12 protein-coding genes and 1 pseudogene are annotated in these 14,636 nt (G+C 70.5%); 7 read left to right on the forward strand and 6 right to left on the reverse strand.

What is annotated here, in order from left to right; genetic code table 11:
* Positions 1-44 precede the first annotated feature (44 nt).
* The 5 genes from AC5WRT_RS26710 to AC5WRT_RS26730 all read left to right on the forward strand — a co-directional run bounded on the left by AC5WRT_RS26710 (position 45) and on the right by AC5WRT_RS26730 (position 5,665).
* The gene (locus AC5WRT_RS26710; RefSeq protein ID WP_496093749.1) at positions 45-854 is read left to right on the forward strand and encodes an alpha/beta fold hydrolase; all 810 of its coding nucleotides are present in this window, start codon (positions 45-47) and stop codon (positions 852-854) included.
* 473 nt (positions 855-1,327) lie between these two features.
* Positions 1,328-1,816, forward strand: coding sequence for a hypothetical protein (locus AC5WRT_RS26715; RefSeq protein WP_496093747.1), 489 nt, complete (start codon positions 1,328-1,330; stop codon positions 1,814-1,816).
* A gap of 318 nt (positions 1,817-2,134) precedes the next feature.
* Positions 2,135-3,586 carry a hypothetical protein gene (locus tag AC5WRT_RS26720; protein ID WP_496093746.1) on the forward strand — a complete coding sequence of 484 codons (1,452 nt, stop codon included), beginning with the start codon at positions 2,135-2,137 and terminating at the stop codon, positions 3,584-3,586.
* Between the two features lie 62 nt (positions 3,587-3,648).
* Positions 3,649-4,716: a YVTN family beta-propeller repeat protein gene (locus AC5WRT_RS26725; RefSeq protein WP_496093745.1), complete on the forward strand. Its 1,068-nt coding sequence runs from the start codon at positions 3,649-3,651 to the stop codon at positions 4,714-4,716.
* A 304-nt stretch (positions 4,717-5,020) separates the two neighbouring features.
* Complete coding sequence (locus AC5WRT_RS26730) at positions 5,021-5,665, forward strand: CBS domain-containing protein (RefSeq protein ID WP_496093744.1); 645 nt, start codon at positions 5,021-5,023, stop codon at positions 5,663-5,665.
* 93 nt (positions 5,666-5,758) lie between these two features.
* Here AC5WRT_RS26730 and AC5WRT_RS26735 read toward each other — a convergent pair.
* Positions 5,759-6,132 (reverse strand): annotated as a pseudogene (locus AC5WRT_RS26735) (DNA topoisomerase IB); the annotation flags it as partial.
* Positions 6,133-6,332: 200 nt separating this feature from the next.
* The gene (locus AC5WRT_RS26740; RefSeq protein ID WP_496093743.1) at positions 6,333-8,411 is read right to left on the reverse strand and encodes a SpoIIE family protein phosphatase; all 2,079 of its coding nucleotides are present in this window, start codon (positions 8,409-8,411) and stop codon (positions 6,333-6,335) included.
* Between the two features lie 254 nt (positions 8,412-8,665).
* On the opposite strand from AC5WRT_RS26740, the gene AC5WRT_RS26745 reads away from it, so the two are divergent.
* Complete coding sequence (locus AC5WRT_RS26745) at positions 8,666-9,001, forward strand: KUP/HAK/KT family potassium transporter (protein ID WP_496093789.1); 336 nt, start codon at positions 8,666-8,668, stop codon at positions 8,999-9,001.
* Positions 9,002-9,196: 195 nt separating this feature from the next.
* Here the strand turns inward: AC5WRT_RS26745 and ku are convergent, their stop codons facing one another.
* The gene (gene ku / locus AC5WRT_RS26750; protein WP_496093742.1) at positions 9,197-10,120 is read right to left on the reverse strand and encodes a non-homologous end joining protein Ku; all 924 of its coding nucleotides are present in this window, start codon (positions 10,118-10,120) and stop codon (positions 9,197-9,199) included.
* A 104-nt stretch (positions 10,121-10,224) separates the two neighbouring features.
* Here ku and AC5WRT_RS26755 point away from each other — a divergent pair, with 104 nt between their 5' ends.
* A complete protein-coding gene (locus AC5WRT_RS26755; protein ID WP_496093788.1) occupies positions 10,225-10,437 on the forward strand; it encodes a hypothetical protein in 213 nt (70 codons plus the stop codon).
* A 574-nt stretch (positions 10,438-11,011) separates the two neighbouring features.
* Here the strand turns inward: AC5WRT_RS26755 and AC5WRT_RS26760 are convergent.
* The 3 genes from AC5WRT_RS26760 to AC5WRT_RS26770 form a co-directional block, all read right to left on the reverse strand.
* Positions 11,012-11,644, reverse strand: coding sequence for a carbonic anhydrase (locus AC5WRT_RS26760; protein ID WP_496093741.1), 633 nt, complete (start codon positions 11,642-11,644; stop codon positions 11,012-11,014).
* Between the two features lie 603 nt (positions 11,645-12,247).
* Positions 12,248-14,056 (reverse strand): ABC transporter ATP-binding protein, encoded by a 1,809-nt coding sequence (locus AC5WRT_RS26765; RefSeq protein WP_496093740.1) that lies wholly within the window; start codon positions 14,054-14,056, stop codon positions 12,248-12,250.
* 120 nt (positions 14,057-14,176) lie between these two features.
* A complete protein-coding gene (locus tag AC5WRT_RS26770; protein WP_496093739.1) occupies positions 14,177-14,299 on the reverse strand; it encodes a hypothetical protein in 123 nt (40 codons plus the stop codon).
* Positions 14,300-14,636 lie beyond the last annotated feature (337 nt).

Consider the following 14,636-nt stretch of genomic DNA (forward strand, 5'->3'; position numbering starts at 1 on the left):
CGGGCCGACCGCCCGCGGACACCGATCACTCCAGGAGAGCCACGATGACCGTCACCACCCACACGCTCGCCCTCGGTCAAAGCCACCTCGACGTCACCGTCGACCTGCGGGGCGGCCAGGGGCACCCCTTCCTGCTTCTGCACGGTGGTGGTGGCCCGCAGACCGTCACGCCGTTCGCCGCCCTCCTCGCCGAACAACGGGCGGCCAGGGTCTTCACCCCCTTCCACCCCGGCTTCGGCGGCACCACCCGCCCCCACCGGCTGACCGACGTGGCCACCCTGGCCCAGATCTACGTGCGCCTGCTCGAAGAACTCGACCTGGAGGACGTCGCCGTCGTCGGCAACTCCATCGGCGGTTGGATCACCGCCGAGATGGCTGCACTCGGCAGCGAGCGGATCACCAGCTTCACACTTGTCAACGCCGTCGGTATCGACGTGCCGGGCCATCCCGTCGCCGACACCTTCTCCCTCACGCCCGCCGAACTGTCCCGTCTCTCCTTCCACGACCCCTCGAAGTTCCGCTTCGACCCCACCGCGCTCACCGATGCGCAGAGGTCGGTCACGGCCGCCAACCGAGCGGCCCTGGAGGTCTACTCCGGACCGGACGCCATGACCGACCCCACCCTGCGAGAGCGCCTGACCAAGGTCACTCAGCCGGTCCTCGTCGCATGGGGCGAGAGCGACCAGGTCGTCGACACCGACTACGGGCGGGCGTTCGCGGCGGCCATCCCAAACGCCCGGTTCGAGCTCCTGCCCGCCACCGGTCACATGCCCCAGGTCGAAACTCCTCAGCAACTCCTCCGCGTGATCTGGAACTTCGCCGATGCCCATGCCACCGGCCGACCGCAGCTCTGATGGGCACCCGCAGCGGGGCGGGGGCCCATCCGGGCAGGAGGAAATCACCAGATCGTGCGATGCGCGGCGCGCCCAGCCGCTCAAGACTGGTGGTGCCGGCAGTCACTGCTCTCCGGGCATCACGGGACGACTGTTCTGCGGACCGAGAACGAGCTCCGCGAACGCGGCTGCTCCCTTGGCCGACAACGCCCGGGCGGGCGCGGTGGTGGAGCCGAGGGCCGCCGGTGGGACCACGGCGGACACTCCTCACATGTCCGGGACTGTCGCACGTACGACCTTCTGTCCGTGGCTCCGGGAGCAGCTGAAGACGTTCGCGTCGGCACGCCCGTAGCGGGGCGACACCGGCATCGCCCGGGACCCGGGATGTGCGACGGCGCGTCGCGGGAATGTCCGAAACGACGTCTGCGGCTGTGATCATGTGGAATCCGGGAAACCTTCCGGTGTCGGAGGAAGTGGGCGAGGACGGATCGCAAGTGACCGAGGAACACGCCGGCCGTCGCGGCCTCCCGCCGGACCGCCGCAGAAGGCACACCGCTGAACTGCTCGCCGCATGCGCCGCCTTTCTCATACCGTGGACGGTGATGCTGGGGCTGACGCTGCCGTCGTCCCGCCACGTGCACGAGTGGCGCCTGACCTGGGTCGGATTCGATGTGCTGCTCATCATGGCGCTGGCGTCCACGGCGTTGCTGGCCTGGCGCCGCAGCCGTTCAGTCATCCTGTACGCCCACGCCACCGCGGTCCTGCTGATCTGCGACACCTGGTTCGACATCTCGCTCGACGCCGGCACGGAGGACGTCTGGACGGCGGGAGGCCTTGCCCTCGTCACCGAACTGCCGCTCGCCGTCTTCCTCATCCATCGGGCGCACTCCCTGATCGCCCTGCTGCCCCGGCCACCCGCGCACGCCACCGCCGACACGTCCGTTCGACTGGTCGCGGGTTCCAGTAGCCGTCCCGCACGATGAGTTCGGCCGCCTGCTCGATGCCCGGTTCCGGCAGACCGAGGTCCCGCAGCGCCCTGGGGGCACCGAGCCTTCCGCCGAATCGCCCGGCGACTACGGCATCTCGGTCGGGCAGGGCGGGCGTGGCGGGACGCGACCCCGGCCCCTGGGCCCCTCGTTCAGCCCACCGGGGTACGACGGCGGAGTGACTTCCCGGCGCTGCGTGCGTCCCTCGTCTCCGCGGCAGGGGACGGTGCAGTGCGGCGAGGCTGCTGTCGCTACGGCTCGGACGGCCGCCCGTACCGGCACTGCTCACCTCTGTCTACTGTCCGGAGAACCCCCATGAGGCTTCCGGTGCGCGGGCGAACGCTCAGCACGGTGTTGGTCCTGCCCTTGCTCGCAGCGATGATCGCGGGCTGGCAATCTTGGCATGGTCACGCAAGCAGTTTCCCCGCCGCGCTCGGCCCCCCGGCCATCTCCCCCTCGCCCATGAGGTCGGCCCCCACGACCGATGTCTCCCTCGAATGGCAGGGCGACCTGCGTGTTCAGGCCCTGGCGCTGCGGAAGGCGGTGAACCCCGACGGGGACCGGGTGAAGGTGGGGGACATGCTGTCGAACGCTCCCAGCCATGCCACCCCGAACTGCGCCGCGCCCAAGACGGGTGTCCTGAAAGGCCTGCTGAAGGAACCCGGGATCAACTGGTACTGCCTGGAGCAGACCGACGCCGATGCGACGGACTGGACGCCGCAGGGCGTCAGCGGCACGGAGGACGCCTATCGGGACAAAGGCACCGTGGACGGGCACCACGCGATGGTCTTCTCCTGGCACGCAGGCCCCGTGGGAGTCAAGCCCCTGCCCAAGGGCGCCCGGCTGACCTTCCTGGACACCGACACCAACAAATACGTGAACGTCCTGCTCGTCAAGCCGACCAAAGACGGGAAGAGCTATACGAACGTCACCACCCATGCCGGGGGCATCGTCTGGTTCAGCCACTACATCTTCGTCGTCAGCGTCAACGGAGGTGTGGACGTCTTCGACACCGCGAACCTGCTCCAACTCGTCGACAATCCCAAGGGCAACACGACCGACCACGAAATCGGCGCCATCGAAGACCCGAAGACGCACCAGGTCACCTACTACGGTGAGACATATCCCTACCTGTTGCCCCAGATCGGCACGTGGCACAACCAGGACCCCGGTACCACGTACGACTACATGAGCCTGCCCGCGAACCCGGATTACGCGCTGACGGGCGAATGGTGCGACTACAAGACCTCGTGCGACTACCGCGGGCGGGTGATGCGCTGGCGGATGGCACAACTGCTCGGCTTCGAGAGCCCTGACTTCGAGACGGTCATCCAACCGACGGAGGCGTGGTACCAGCCCTACCCCGACACTCAGGGCGGCTTCTCCAACAAGTGTTACTACTTCGACAACGGCGGCGGAGTCATCGACGGCGACGCCCACCAGATCATCGCCTGGCCTCCCACGGCGTCACCGTCACCGACGAAACCGGTCCTGCGTGTAGGCGCAAAAGGGTTGCAGGATCTGTACTGGCGCCCATCGGACAACCAGCTGTGGACCGTGACGGAGTACACAGGCACGTCACGGCGGGTCCTGTACGGACTGAACCGGCCGAGCTGCCCCAAGAACGTGCCGACAGCGCACGCGCAGGCGCCGGGCGCGAGCAGCGCGGCACTCCCCCACGACCGTTCCCATTCGTCCGTCGGAGGTATTCAGTGGTCGGGAACGACACCAAGCAAACCGGGCCGCGCAGCGGTCCCGAGCCCGTGAAGAATCGCTTCACACCGCGGTCGCGACAGCCAGGCGCGCGGCTGCAGGCGTGTCTGTCGGGCGTGGCGGTGCTGGCCCTGCTGGCGCTCGCCCCGGCCACGCCTGCCTGGGCCGGCTCCCACCGGGACTGGCACGCCTATGTCGCCAATGCCGCCGGCAACACCGTGGTGGTGATCGACACCGCCACCAACACCGTCGTCGGGTACCCCATTCCCGTCGGCTCCGGGCCGGTCTCGGTGGCCGTCACCCCCAACGGCAGGCGCGCCTACGTCACCAACTCCGGGGACAACACGGTGTCGGTGATCGACACCGCCACCGACACCGTCGTGGGCTCCCCCATCCCCGTCGGTGGAGGGCCGGTCGCGGTGGCGATCACTCCGGACGGCAAGTACGCCTATGTCACCGACTACAGCAGTGACGACGTCTCGGTCATCGACACGGCCACCAACACCGTCGTCGGTTCCCCGATCCACGTCGGCGACGGGCCGATCGCACTGGCCGTCACCCCGGACGGCAGCCACGTCTACGTCGCCGACTACGGTGACGACACGGTGTCGGTGATCGACACCGCGACCCGTGCGGTCGTCGGCTCCCATCTCCCGGCAGGCAGCACGCCGTTCGCGGTGGCCGTCACCCCGGACGGCAGCCACGTCTACGTCGCCGACTACGGTATCGACGCGGTGTCGGTGATCGACTCGTCCACCAACACGGTCGTGGGCCCTCCCATCGCCGTGGGCACGGGGCCGCTCTCCGTGGCCGCCACTCCGGACGGCGGGCGTGTCTACGTCGCCGACTCCGTCGACAACACGGTCTCCGTCATCGACACCGCCACCGAATCCGTCGTGGGCCCTCCCATCCCCGTCGGAAACCAGCCGTACTCCGTGGCCGTCACCCCGGACGGCAGGCGCGTCTACGTCACCAACACCAACGACAACACGGTCTCGGCCATCGACACCGCCACCGAATCCGTCGTCGGCCCGGCCATTCCCGCCGGCAACCAGCCGGTGGCCGTGGCGATCGGCCGGGTGGCCACCAGGCCCTGCTCCCATCCCGGGCACCATGACCCGGGGCGAGGCGACCACGATCGCGGCGTGGCGGCCGTGAGGGAGAAGGCAGGCGGGTGCAGGTGAGCAGGCGCTGAGCCCCGCTCTTCGGACACGGGTGTCGAAGGGCGGGCACGCCGGAACCACGCGGGCAGATCCTGTCGTCGGGCCTCACCCCGGGCCCTCGCTCTCGCACGAGGCGTGCGAGCAGGCTCTGCCACGGTGTGGTCCCCCAGGGCGCACTGTGCGGCAGCCAAGCCCCGTGGACCGCTCGCCCTCCCTGCCGGACCGAACGTCACTGGTCGCCGGAGCGGCGTGGTGCTGTCATGGGTAGGGGGAGACGGCGTGGACGACCGGCCGGGCCGGTCGCGCAACGGAGGAGGTCGATGTCATGCTGCACCGCCGCACGGTCGGTGATGTGATGACCGAGGAGGTCATCACCCTCCACCCCGACACGCCGTTCAACGAGATCGCCGCCCTGCTCGACGCGAACGACATCGCCGCGGCCCCGGTCGTCGACGACGACGGCGTCCCTGTGGGCGTCGTGTCCTCGTCCGACGTGCTGCGGCACGAAATCGGCATGCCCGATGCGCAGGGACGGGACGGGAACGACGAGCGTGCCTGGGGCAGGGCCCGGGCCCGGACGGCGGGCGCCCTCATGAGCAGCCCCGTCTTCACTGCCCGCACCGACTGGACCATCCCCCGGGCCGCGCGGGAACTGCGAAGGCGACACGTCAAGCAACTGCCGGTCGTGGGCGACGACGGGCTGCTCACCGGCATCGTCAGCCGCAGTGACCTGCTCGACGCTTTCCTCCGCTCCGACGTCGAGATCCGCAGCGACGTGGAGCAGGTCGTTCTGGGGCGCATCCTGGGCCTGGAGGAGGGCACCATCATGGTCGAGGTCCGGGACGGGGCCGTCACCCTGCGAGGTCGCGTCCCGGAACCGCGTCTCGTTCCCGTGGTGGTGGGCCTCTGCCAGGGCGTCGACGGGGTCGTCGCCGTGAACGCCCACCTCGCCGCCGCGCACACGGATTGACTCGTCAGGCCATCTCAGCGGCGTGCTCGCCGACCGTCGCTGCGCCCGCCGGCGCCCGCTGCGGTGTCCGCACGCGGGTCCCTCTCTTGCCGCTCACTGTGCCTCGGGCGGGCGGACGGTGCGAAGCATGCGCAGTACGGCCCGTTCGGCGGGTCCTTGTGTGGCGGGGTGCCGTAGGGGCCCTCGTCGCCGAGCTGAGGCAGCGCGGCGGCGACCGTCACGCCGTCCCCGTACAGCTCGATCACTCGCGGGTCGATGCAAGAGGCGCGGCAGACCGCGGGGGTGTTGCCGAGATACCCGGCCACCTCACGCGCCGCCCGGGCGATGGCCCGGCGCCGGGCCGTCTCGCTGCACGCGACGGATTCCGGGACGGCGAGTGCCACCGCGGCCATGACGGTGGCGTGCCAGGTGCGGAAGTCCTTGGCGGTGATGTCCAGGCCGGCCAGTTCCTTGAGGTATGCGTTGATTCGAGGTATGCGTTGACGTCGTCGCCGCTCAGGTCCTGCCAGGTGTGCTGTTGCCGGTGGGCCGGCCGGCCGGGTGGCGGGGCTCGGCACGCGCTGACAGGCACATCGCTGCGGTGCTGGTGGAGGAGGTCGACGGCGTGGCCGGTCGTGCTCTTCGCCGGTGGGCCTTCGGCCGAAGCCGCCGCGCCGGCGGTGTCGGACTACGGCGTCAGTGGTTGTGCGCGGGCGATGAGCAGGGCGACGTCGTCGTGACCGGCCGAGTGCCGCAGCCGCTGCAGGAGCCGGTCGCAGGTCTCTTCCACGGTGCGACACGGCTCCGTCAGCAGGTGCACGAGTGCTGCCAGGCGTTCGTCGATGGCGTCGTCGCGGGTCTCGACCAGGCCGTCGGTGTAGAGAACGAGTTGGTCGTCGGGCTCCAGATCGAGTGTGGTGGTGTCGAAGGGGACACCGCCGACTCCCAGCGGAAGTCCGGTGGGCAGCTCCAGCAGTCCGGGCGGTCGGCCGGCCCGGATCAGGACCGGGGGCAGGTGGCCGGCGCAGGCCACCTGCAGCCGGGAGCGGTGGGGGTCGTAGACCGCGTAGAGGCAGGTGGCGATGTAGGGGTCGAGACCATGGGTGATCTTGTCGAGGTGGGTGAGGACGCAGGCGGGCGCGAGGTCGAGGTCGGCAAGGGTGGAGGTGGCGGTGCGCAGACGGCCCATGGTGGCGGCGGCGTCGATGCCGCTGCCCATGACATCGCCGACGGTGAGGGCGGTTCGGTCGCCGTCGAGCGGGATGACGTCGTACCAGTCGCCGCCGACCTGGCTGAAGGCATGCGCGGGGCGGTAGCGTGCTGCGACCTCCAGGCCGGGATGGCGGGGTGGCAGCTGCGGTAGCAGGCTGCGCTGGAGGGTCTCGGCGGCGCTGCGGATGTGCTGGTGCAGGATGGCGTTGTCGATGCTCAGAGCGGCCGTCGAGGCCAGCTCGCAGGCGAGGGCGAGGTCGTCCTCGTCGAAGGGCTGTGGGTTGCGGGCACGGGCCAGGCCCATGACGCCGATGACGTTGCCTCGGGCGATGAGCGGGATGGCCATGTCGGTGTGCACACCGGCCCGGGCGAGCAGGCCGGCCTTCTCGGAGTCGGCGGCGATGCGGGCGTGTTCGCCGCTCTGCAGGTGGGTGATCAGCAGGGGCGTGCGGGTGCGGATGCAGTGGGCGGCCGGGTGGTCGGCGTGGTAGGTGGTGAGGCGGCCGGGCGGAATGATCGCCTGGACGGCGCCGGTGGGATAGGCGGTCTTGACCGCCAGGGCGCGGAAGAGGGCCGGGCCCTCGCCCAGCTCCGTTCGGCCCGTCTTCAGGACCGCGTCCAGGAGATCCACCGCGACCATGTCGGCGAGGTCGGGTACGACGACGTCGGCGAGTTCCTGCGCGGTCCGCTCCACCTCAAGGGTGGTGCCGATGCGGGCCGACCCGTTGGCCATCAGGCGCAGACGGTGCTGGGCCCGGTCGGCTCTTCTCGCTGCCTGGTAGCGGTCGGTGACGTCGATCACCACGTTGGCGAGACCCAGCGCGTGCCCGTGGTGGTCCTCCAGCCGGTAGAACGACGCCGTCCACGCGTGCTCGTGGCCGGGGTCGGCGCTGGTACGCCCCGTCACCTGCTGAGCCACCACCGGGACGCCGGTGGCCAGGACCTTGCGCATCGCGGCTTCGGCATCCCCGAACCGCGCACTGGGCAGGACGTCGCGAAATCGCCGACCGACGTGATCGGCCTCGGGGACGCCGTGCATCGCCGCGAGGGCCGGGTTGACGACCACGTACCGCAGGTCGGTGTCCAGGACGGCCAGCCCGATCGGGGCTTGGCTGACCAGCCGGGCGGACAGGGCCACGTCGCGCTCCACCTGCCGCAAGGTGGACCGGTCGGTGGCGAGCCCGAGGGCATAGTGGTCGCCGACGCTGTCCGTCAACCGCATGTTGCGGAACTCGACCATTCGGGTGATGCCGTCCTTGTGCCGGACCGGGAAGGCCCCGGCCCAGCCCCTGCCGGTTTCCATCACCTCGGTGAAGAGCCCGATTGCCGCCTCGCGGTGTTCGGAGTGCAGCAGCAGCGGCGCCGCGTACTGGCCGACCGCTTCCTCGCGGGTATAGCCGAACAGCTCCTCGGCCTGCGGGCTCCACATGTCGACGCGGCCGTCGGCCTCCAGGAGCACCGCCGCGACGGCCAGCAGATCCATCAGGCCACTCGGGGCCGACGCGGCACTCTCCGCACCATCGGCGCGCTGCCGGCGCTGCTCGGCTCGGCTCATCCGCCTACTCCCTTCGCAGAGCACCCGTCTCAGCAGAGCACGTGCGGTGGATGCCCACTGCGGTCCCGCGTGCGGCGCCCGTCGTCCGGCGAATGCCGCGCAGCAGGACCACCACCTGAGGGAGGCTCCACGACCACCGAGCGACCAGGCGATATCCATCATGCTCACTCGGGGGACCCCGGTCATCACCTCCCGCCCACCCCGTCTCGGCGACTCGGCTCCGACAGCCGGCACACGCCGTTGCCCGACGGACCATCGCCTGGTTCACGGCCGTCGGCGCGTGCGGTGTCGCCGGGAGCGCCGACCGCCCGGCGATCGTCGGGGCACCGTCGACGACGTATGCCCCGGGCTTCCTGTTCGTCCGCTCCGGTACCGCCTGCTGCGCCCTGGCCGCGCTCGTGCTGGAGGTCACCGGCGCCGAGGCGCTGTATGCCGGCACGGGGCACTTCGGCCGCCGGGCGATCACCGCCCTGGATGTTCCTCGTCCTCCCCCCGGGCTGCGCAGCGGTCCGGAGCGCCGGGCGGCCACGCCGCCACGGCAGCGCTTCACGCCGACATCACGCACTCGTGAGCCGGGATGGCGGCGGTGAGGATGCCGACGGGTCTCAACTGCCAGTAATCTTGGGTGTTTTCTTGCCCCCGGCTGCCGGCCCCGGCCTCACGCGGCCCGAGCCGCTCCCTGGCGAGGGCCCACTGCTGTCCCGAGCAGCCGGGTCGGGTGACACGCCTCGATACGACACCCGGAAGCCTTCGCCCTCGCAGAACCGCTTCGCAGGGAGCACGGGTCAGGCGCTGCGCGGGCGGCGGCCCGTGGTCTTCTTGCCGGCCGTCTTCTTGACCGCCGCCTTCTTGGCCGGCTGCTTCTTCGCGGCCGCCTTCTTCTTCGGCTTCGGCAGTTCGTGCACCTGCGCCGGGCCCGCGCTCCCCGTGCGGGAGGCCTTGGCCTTCTGCACCGACGCGTTCAGCGCGGCCATCAGATCCAGGACCTGGGCCGGTTGCTCCGGCTCGGGCGCCTCGGGAAGCGGCTGCTCCCCGCGCTTGGCCTCGATGATCTGGGCGATCGCCTCGGTGTACCGGTCGGTGAACTCCTCGCCTTCGAGTGCGTCGACCGTCATGGTGTCCATGAGAGCGAGCGCGCCCTCGATCTCCTCCTCGGACGCCTCGGTCGGTGGCGGGAGCAGTTCGGTGGGGTCGCGGATCTCGTCGGGCCACAGCAGTTCCTGCAGGACCAGGGCGTCGCCACGGACCCGGAGCATTCCCAGCCTCTCGCGGCCGCTCCACGCGTACTTCGCGATGGCCACGCGGCTGGAGCGGCGCAGCGCTTCGACGAGGAGCCTGTACGGCTTCGCGGCGACCTGTCCGCCGGCGGCGAGGTAGTACCCGGCACCCATGCGGATCGGGTCGATGTCCTCCACCGGTACGAAGGCGTCGATCTCGATCGCCTTCGCCGTCGGCAGTGGGAGGTTGCTCAGTTCCTCGTCCGTGATCGGAATGACCCGGTCGCGGGTCAGCTCGTAGCCCTTGCCGATCTCGGACTGGTCGACCTCGCGATCCTCCAGCTCACACACCTTGCGGTAGCGCACGCGCCCCATGTCCTCGAGGTGGTACTGGTGGAAGTGGATGCTGTGGTCTTCGGTCGCGCTCTGTACGTTGATCGGAACGGTGACCAATCCGAAAGAGATAGCGCCTGACCATATGGTTCGGGGCATCGGCAGACCTCCGTGGTTGCCCCGAGCACCATCAGAGTACGAACACCTCCGGCGTCCCGCATGCGGGCTCCCGGTGCTCGTCGCACTCTGAAAGGGTGAGCGAGATGCCGCAGGTCGTCGTCTATCCGCCGGCCGAGGACGGCGGCAGGCGGGTCCGCGTCGGCAGCAGGTTCGTGGGCATGGCGTACACACTGCTGGACGTCGTCGAGTTCCTGCGCGGCACCGGCTTCGAAGACGTCGAGCCCGAGGACGTGACGAGCGCCGACTGGGTGGAGTGGCGGGGCGTCGGGCCGGGCGTCTGGGCGGCGCCCGGTTAGCTCGGGGCCTGTCTGACAATGCGTGTCGTTGCCCGAAGGGCGGCCGCGCGGCATCGGGTGCGTGCTCTCGGCGTGCGTGCCGACCCCAGGCCGACATTGGCCCCGAGCGTCCACCCACCGCCGTGCCGGCCTCGCTGTGGTCGGCACTCGTGTGCACCTGCGTCAGCGGTTGGCCGTGCGAGGTCCCGCTCGGCTGCGGTTGGCCGCCGACAGCAGCAGGCCCACTCTCAGAGCCTTGGCAGGCGTGGCATCCGTCGGAATCCGCGTCCAGGCCGGAGTCCCCCCTTCGTCGCGTCGGGGCGCCACTGCCGTACGGCGAACCGGGCGAGGATCACGCCGAGGCCGGTCCTGGCCCAGGAAACCCGGGCGGGCGTCTCCTCCCGGCCCTCGATGGCCTCAGTGAGCAGAGCAAGCACGGATGCCGCCACGAGGATTCCGGCCGCCCACCCGGTCAGGAAGGCTCCGTCGGCTGCTCGGGGCCGGACATGAACAGCAGGAAGACCGCCGGCACGAGGGGTGTCGTAGGGGCGGCTGCCGCAACGCTGAGGCCGGCACGCCGTCCCATGCGTGCCGGTCAGCAGGGTGACTCTGAGGCGGGCAGACCGTGGGCGGCGACGAGATGAGCGGTTCGGACGTCCAGGCGGTAGAACATGCCCGCCACCGCCGCCCGCCCGGCAGCGACCCGGTCAGCCAGCTCCTGCGACTGCTCCAGCAGCAGGCCGGCGGTGCGCCGGACGTGCTCGCAGGTGATGTCACGGTCCTTGCTCAGGCCCAGGTCATGGGCGGCCAGCACGCTGGGGACCACACGATCGACCACATTCTTGAAGTACCCCTCGGCGGTGCCTTCGCCCTGGACCGCGGCCTGGGCGGCCTCGATCGCACCGCACGCGTCATGGCCGAGGACCACCACCAGTGCGCAGCCCAGCACCCCCACCCCGTACTCGATGGTGCCGAGCACCTCCGGGCCCACCACATGGCCCGAGGTGCGCACCACCAGCAGGTCCCCCAGGCCACGATCGAAGATGATCTCGGCGGCCAGCCGGGAATCGGAACACCCGAACAGCACCGCGAAAGGACACGGGACCGCGACGGTCTCGGCCCACCGGACCACGTCCTGATTCCGATGCAGCGAGGCGCCCGAGGCGAACCGGCGATTGCCGGCCAGCAGCGTCTCAAAGGCTTCCCGCGGCGTTGCCACCTGCGCCATATCCGCAGGCTACGCCGAAGACGCGGCGTTCGCCGCTGGTGCTGGTGCGGTTGTCGCTCTGTCGCCCGACCGGACGAGATACCCGAAGACCGTGCCGTGCCCTCCGTGGATGGCCCGCACATCGGGGTCCGGCGCGACTGGCCCGTCACCGCGGTTCGCGGCCGCGCCTGCCACGGACGCTGGTTGGGGCGGGCCGATGGCCGTGATGTTCTCGGCGACAGCACGCCGGCAGGCGAACGTGTTGCGGCCCGCCGCGCGTCAGGTCGTCATGCCGCTCTGCCGCCGCCTGACGCAGTCGCTCCTTCAGCTCTGCCTGTCGGCGCATCGCCGACGGCCCGGCCGTGCGTCGTGGCTACGGCCGGGGCACTCCCTCCAGGCCCTGGTGGATCAGGCTCAGGGCGCCCCGACGAGACTGTCAGCATGTTTGGCGGCGAGGCCCATTCGGCCGTCGCTCTGCGCAGACTCACCGTAGCCAGGCACGGGGCGCCGAGAAGACGGCGGAACCAGGTCAGGGGAACAAGCGAGCGGGCGGCCGGGCGCAGTGGAGCAGCAGGTCCTTCGAGCCGGCGCGCGGCTCCCCGACGGCCGGACCAGCGACGGCCGTCACGCCACGTCGTGCTCCGCCGCCGTCGGCCATGTCGTGCCCGGGGCCGTCACGGTGGCCGTGCCCCCGGTGAGGTGGAGGACGAGGTCCGCCCGGGCCGTCAGGCGTACGTCGTGAGTGATCAGGAAGGTCGTGCGGCCGGCGGTGAGGCGGCGCAGCGGTGCCATGATGCGGGCCGTGGAGTCGTCGTCGAGTCCGGCCGTGGGCTCGTCGAGGATGAGCACGGGGGCGGTGCGGAGCATGGCCCGCGCGAGGGCGACCCTGCGACGCTGGCCGCCGGAGAGGTTGTTGCCTCGTTTGCCTACGGGGCTGTCGTATCCGTCGGGCAGCGCGCTGACGAAAACGTGCGCGTCGGCGGCGACCGCGGCAGCAAGCACCTCCGCCTCGCCGGCGTCGGGACGGCCGTAGGTGATGTTCTCGCGGAGAGTACCGTCGAAGAGCATGCTGTCCTGCGGCAGCAGGGTGATGTGCCGGCGCACCTCCTCCACGGGGAGTTCGGCGATGTTCCGGCCGTCGAGCAGGATGCGGCCCCGGGACGGCTCGTGGAAGCGCAGCAGCAGCTTGCCGAGGGTGGACTTGCCGGCGCCGCTGGGGCCGGTGACCGCGACCAGCAGGCCGGGGGCGACGTCCAGGTGCAGCCGGTTCAGCACCGGACGACCGCTGCCGGGGTAGGAGAAACCCACATCCTCGAAGGTGACGGCACCGCGCACCGGCTCGGCGAGCGGCGGGATGTCCGGGCGTGGGGCGGTGTTGTGCACCGGGCCGGTGCGCAGCACCTCGATGAGGCGTTCGCAGGCGGCGGTTGCGGAGAATGCGCTGACAAGGAGCTCGCCGAGTTCCTGGAGCCTCGGGTGGAGGTAGCCGAGGAAAGCGGCGAAGGAGAGCAGGCCACCGACGCTCAGATGGTGTTCGGAGATCTGCCAGGCCCCGGCGCCGATCACGGCCAGCACGCTGAGGGTCTCGACCAGTTCGCCCATCGGCCCGTACACCGACGAGAGCCGGATCTGCCGCAGTCCGGCACGCATCCACCTGCGTCCCTCGCGGTGCACCTTGCTGCCCTCGGCCTGCTGACGGCCGTAGGCCTGCACGAGGAGCGTGTTGGCCATGCTCTCCTCCAGCAGAGACGCGAGCCGGCCGTTGCTGTCGCGTTCGGCGCGGGTGGCGGAGCGCATCAGGGTGCCGAACCACCGGGCACCGAACCAGATCAACGGGGCGGCGGCCAGGGTGATCAAGGCCAGTTGCCAACTGGTCCACAGGGCCGCGGTGGCGAACACCACCGCCCCGACGGCGGAGGTGACCAGTTCCACGGGCGCGGAGGCCACCAGCGACTCGACTGTTTCGATGTCGCCGGTCAGGCGTGAGACCAGGTCGCCGGTGCCGAAGCGGTCCAGGGCGTCCGGGGACACCTGATGGAGGTGCTGGAAGACCCGGTCGCGCAGGCCGAGCAGGAAATGCTCGCTGGTCCAGCCGGCCAGGTAGCCGCCCGCCGCGGAGGCGATCGCGCCGGCCACGGCGAGCCCGAGCCAGAGGGCAGCGGGCTCCCAGAAGGCCGCCAGGTCTCCGCGGGTGAGCACGTCATCGGTGAGAACGCCGACGATGCCGATCGCGCCCGCGTCACACCCGGCGGAGACCACCAGCAGCACGGCGGACACCAGCACTGCCACGCGGTTGACGCTGACCAGCGGCCAGAACGTACGGAACGCGGCAAAGGGTGAGATACGGGCATGCCGCATCCGGGACGAGGCACCGGCCGCGGCTCCCGCCCCGGTTTCGGCCACGGACGTGGTGGTGGCTGCTGCGGTGTACATGGCCGACGCTTCCCTGGGCACTGCCCGGTCCGACGCCGCGCCGGGATCCGTGGCGCACCTGTACTGTGCCAACGAACCCCGGCACGGTCTGCCTGTCTGGTGGTCTTCCGCGACGTCGGGCTACTTGCCGGCGGCCTTCTTGTGCTTGCGGTGGTGGTGCTTCTTGTGGTGCTTGGCCTTGGCGGCGGCGCCGCACTCCTTCTTCTTGGCCTTCTTGGCCAGCATGATCTTGGCGAAGGACATGACCGTGTTCCTTCCTGGTGGGACGTCAGCCGACGCTGTTCGCCGCTGACTTCGTCCTGTGGTGCACCCGTGAATACGCGGGCGGCCGACGCCTCATTCAGACAGGAAGGTGAGCGTTGACCTACATTCCCTTACCGAACTCAGATTTCGCGGCGCGCAGGGTGACGGTTCCGTAGCCGACGTGGACCGGCGACCCCGCCCCGGGAGCTGGTGCCGCGGGCGGTGACGCCGTGCGGCACAAGGGAGATCGATCTCGTTCCGCGGCAGGTCGGGCAGCACAACCGGCCGACGGCGGCTCCTGTGTCGGCGACGGCTGAACGGTGGACCGGCAGGACGC

Source organism: Streptomyces sp. NTD91, assembly GCF_059510455.1.

Bases quoted from the DNA above. Each gene is read 5' to 3' on its own strand.
- AC5WRT_RS26710 (WP_496093749.1), top strand. From the start codon at position 45: ATGACCGTCACCACCCACACGCTCGCCCTCGGTCAAAGCCACCTCGAC.
- AC5WRT_RS26720 (WP_496093746.1), top strand. From the start codon at position 2,135: ATGAGGCTTCCGGTGCGCGGGCGAACGCTCAGCACGGTGTTGGTCCTG.
- AC5WRT_RS26730 (WP_496093744.1), top strand. From the start codon at position 5,021: ATGCTGCACCGCCGCACGGTCGGTGATGTGATGACCGAGGAGGTCATC.
- AC5WRT_RS26740 (WP_496093743.1), bottom strand. From the start codon at position 8,411: ATGAGCCGAGCCGAGCAGCGCCGGCAGCGCGCCGATGGTGCGGAGAGT.
- ku (WP_496093742.1), bottom strand. From the start codon at position 10,120: ATGCCCCGAACCATATGGTCAGGCGCTATCTCTTTCGGATTGGTCACC.
- AC5WRT_RS26755 (WP_496093788.1), top strand. From the start codon at position 10,225: ATGCCGCAGGTCGTCGTCTATCCGCCGGCCGAGGACGGCGGCAGGCGG.
- AC5WRT_RS26760 (WP_496093741.1), bottom strand. From the start codon at position 11,644: ATGGCGCAGGTGGCAACGCCGCGGGAAGCCTTTGAGACGCTGCTGGCC.
- AC5WRT_RS26765 (WP_496093740.1), bottom strand. From the start codon at position 14,056: ATGTACACCGCAGCAGCCACCACCACGTCCGTGGCCGAAACCGGGGCG.
- AC5WRT_RS26770 (WP_496093739.1), bottom strand. From the start codon at position 14,299: ATGTCCTTCGCCAAGATCATGCTGGCCAAGAAGGCCAAGAAGAAGGAG.